This is a genomic window from Ramlibacter sp. (assembly GCF_050250995.1).
Lineage (GTDB): Bacteria > Pseudomonadota > Gammaproteobacteria > Burkholderiales > Burkholderiaceae_C > Ramlibacter.
Window position 1 is genome coordinate 1 of record NZ_JBFWNP010000100.1, and the last position, 3,454, is coordinate 3,454.

Consider the following 3,454-nt stretch of genomic DNA (forward strand, 5'->3'; position numbering starts at 1 on the left):
AGACGGGCATGGGCCGGATCAAGTCCGCGGGCGCCAGCATTGCCCGTGGCTTCTTCAACGACTTCGACGCCGACGGCACCCGCGACGCCAAGCCGCACGAGACCGTGCACTTCTACGTCGCCCAGGGGGAGACGGTCGCCGATTCAGGCATTGCCGCCGCGCGCTATGGCGTGCAGTTCACCGGGAAGTACCGGCCGCGATTGAACGAGCTGGAAGCCGAGCTCCGCCGCCGGCTGGGTGATGCCGGCGACGTGCTGGCCCTCGACGGGGCCGAGCGGACGCCGCGCTACACCAGCTCAGAACTTTTCGAGTACGCCTATCGCCGCTCCGCGCCCCGCAAGTCGGGCCGCGTCGCGCGGAACATCTTCGTCCTGCCGATGAGCAAGACCGCCGAATGGTGGGCCATGTCCTCGCTCGATCGGCATGCCTTCTTCTACCCGCACGTCGACTCCGGCAGCGGCTGCCCCGTCCACGGCCACGCGCGGACGGCGGAGGAAGGGATCAGCGCCATTTACCGGCGGCTGTATCACAACCCCGACGGTTACGAGCGTCAGGGCGAGTTCGACTTCATCACCTGCTTCGAGTGCGAGGACGACCACGTGGCGACGTTCTGCCGCGTCCACGAATCGCTCCGCGACACCGCCCGCAACCCGGAGTGGAGATACGTGAAGGAGGGCCCGCTGTGGCGGGGCTTCCGTGTACTTCGCTGGTAGCGGCGACAGCCACTGATCACGGACCACCGAGGCACCGAGACACCGAGGATTTACAGGGCTAACCTTTTCAGGCCGTCTTTCAACACCGCGGCGTTGAAGTTCATTAGCAGCCCTACGCGGATCTTGGTCACTCGCAGATAGGCGAGCAGCTGCGCGCGATGAACCGGGTCGAGTCGTTCGACGCTCTTCACTTCCACCACCACGGTTTCTGCGACAACCAGGTCGGGCCTGTATTCCCCGATCAAATGGCCCCTGTACGTAACGGGAACACCGATCTGTCGCTGGCAAGGGAGGCCGTGATTCCGGAGCTCTATACGGAGCGCTTCCTCGTAAACGGTCTCCAGCAACCCGGGGCCGAGGGCGCGATGAACCTCGATGCCGGCCTGGATGATCTGCTCGGTGAGCGGGTCATGCTCGTACATAAGATCCTCGGTGTCTCGGTGCCTCGGTGGCCCGTGATCAGCGGCTGTCGCTGAACCTGGACAAGACCGCTTCCCGCAGCTCGATCGGCATCAACGGAAACCTCGACAAGATGTGCCGCAGGTCCTCGCGTCCCAGGCCGTAGAGGCGGGCGGCCAGTGCCTGGAGCTCGACGTACTCCTCCTGCTGTTCCGCCGGGCCGTTGCCGCTCGCCAGTGATCGCGCCAGGTCGGACAGCCGCGCGAAGTCACGCGTTCCCTCGCGGACGACCGGCACGCGGAGGCGGGCGATGAGCGACGCGGTCACGTGCGTGCTGACCCGCAGGCGAACCAGGTAGTTGGCGACGAAGCTGTTCATCAAGGCGCACAGCGCCTGTTGAGACTCGAGCGGCAGCGGCGTCTTCAGGCAGAACAGCGTGTGCGTCGTCACGGCGTGGGGCGGAACGATGGCGGCGATGAGCGTGAGGCGATTGCCGGCGCCGGCAACGTCGCGGTAAGCGAGACGGGCGCGGCGGCGGACACGGCGAGGGGCAGCCGGCGCGAGCACGACCGGGGCAGCCGCCTCGTCGACGCGGAAGGGGGCAACGTGCTTGCCTTCGAGCACCGGCCGCTCGTCGCTGTACCCCGCGCGCGCGACGAACCACTGCCGATCGTCGCTGGCGTTCAGCTCGCGCCCGAACCGCACGTGCCAGCCCTCCGCGTCTCCGAGGCGGGGAACAGTGGCGCTGATTGACTCGAGGATCCGCAGGTCCGCTGCCGCCTGCACGTCCGGCACACCGCAATCGTCCTGCCCGGACACCCGCGCCAGGAGGCTGTGCGTGAGGAGGAGCGCCGCGCCTGTCGAGTGGCCACGATCGAGGTCGTCGAGATCGGTCACGCCGAACCGGCAGGCGATCTGCTGTGTCGGCGATCCGGCCGTGGCGCTGAGCAGCACGAAGCGGACGCTGCGATGAATGGGGAAGATGCCGGCACGATTGTCGAGCCCGGTCAGCACATCGACGGCAGCCCGGTCGAAGAGATGACGCCGCAGCGGCGCCGTCCCGACGTCTGTCACGGCGCCAGCCGGCAGCACGAACCCAAGCCGCCCGCCTGGACGAACGAGTTGCAGCGCGCGCTCGGTGAAGAGCGCGTATCGATTGAGGTGCGCCTGGGCCTCGACACGGTACACGCCCGATTCGCGGACGAACGCCGTTAACGCCGCCGCCGCGTCGCGCCGCGACTCGCGCGCCCGGCCGTCGCCGCTGTCGCCCCGCACCATGTCCCACGGCGGGTTGCCGAGCACGGCGTCGAATCCGCCGCCGTCGTTGAAGACTTCCGGGAACGCCAGCGGCCAGTGAAGGAACTGGTGACTCGCCGCCGCCTGTTGCGCCCGCGCGAGGAACGGCGCCGCGGCCGCTGCCGGAAGGCTCCCACGGCCGCGCAGCACGACATCCGCCAGTTCGTTGAACATCCCCCTCGTGGAGCGATCGGCCTTCGGCACGAACCAGCCGCTGCACCAGAGATCGAGCAGCCGGGCGCAGCGGCCGAGGGGCGATCCCGACGCCTGCAGCGCAGCGAGCGTCAGTTCCTTGTCACGGACGATGGCAGCGCTGTCGTCGGCCCGCATCGCCATCGCCTCCCGCGCCGCTCCTGCCGCCGTCAAGGTCGTTTGCATCGCCTCATCGTCAAAAAGCGGACCAGCGGTTCGCCCGCCCCGGCGCCGGCCGCCACCGGGTTGTCTCGCGATGTCGATCAGGGTTGCCCCCACGAGGCTGTTGCCCGTGACGAGGTGATGATCGAGGAAGGTCAGCGGCTTGCCCGACGCAAGCGTGGCGAGCCACAGCGATAGCCGCGCGAGCTGCACGGCGATCGGGTTGAGGTCGACGCCATACAGGCACCGCTGGGCGACCTGCCGTCGCACTGCCGCTCGATCATCCGGAGAGATGTCTGCCGGATGCCACTGCCCCTCGGCAATCAAGGCGTCCTCCACCGCGGACGCCAGGTACCGGCAGGCTGCAACCAGGAAGGCGCCGCTGCCCATCGCCGGGTCGAGGATGCGCAGCGACAGGAGCTGCCCGGCGGTCCGGCCGTGCACGAGCGGCGACAACGTTTCCCGCACCAGGTGGGCCGTCATCTGTCGCGGCGTGTAGAAGGTGCCGGTCGCCTTGCGGACATCGCGGTCCCTGGTGAAGGCCGCCGGCTCGTAGTCGAGCACACGTTCGTAGACCGTGCCGAGCTCCTCGACGTCGAGGTCCCGATAGCGAATCCGCTGCCGCCCGGTGCTCGCGCTGGTCGTGCTGACCGCGAGCACGGCGTCCGCCATCACGGCATCGTCAAGCCGCC

3 protein-coding genes are annotated in these 3,454 nt (G+C 68.5%); 1 reads left to right on the plus strand and 2 read right to left on the minus strand.

Features of this window, described 5'->3' with window-relative positions; genetic code table 11:
• On the plus strand, positions 1-713 hold a 713-nt coding region (locus AB7E83_RS28020), incomplete at its 5' end, for a hypothetical protein (protein WP_428574809.1).
• Between the two features lie 50 nt (positions 714-763).
• Here the strand turns inward: AB7E83_RS28020 and AB7E83_RS28025 are convergent.
• Positions 764-1,135, minus strand: a complete 372-nt coding sequence (locus AB7E83_RS28025; RefSeq protein ID WP_428574810.1) for a GxxExxY protein — start codon at positions 1,133-1,135, stop codon at positions 764-766.
• Positions 1,136-1,172: 37 nt separating this feature from the next.
• Positions 1,173-3,454, minus strand: a 2,282-nt coding sequence (locus AB7E83_RS28030; RefSeq protein ID WP_428574811.1) for an Eco57I restriction-modification methylase domain-containing protein, incomplete at its 5' end; no start/stop codon positions are given.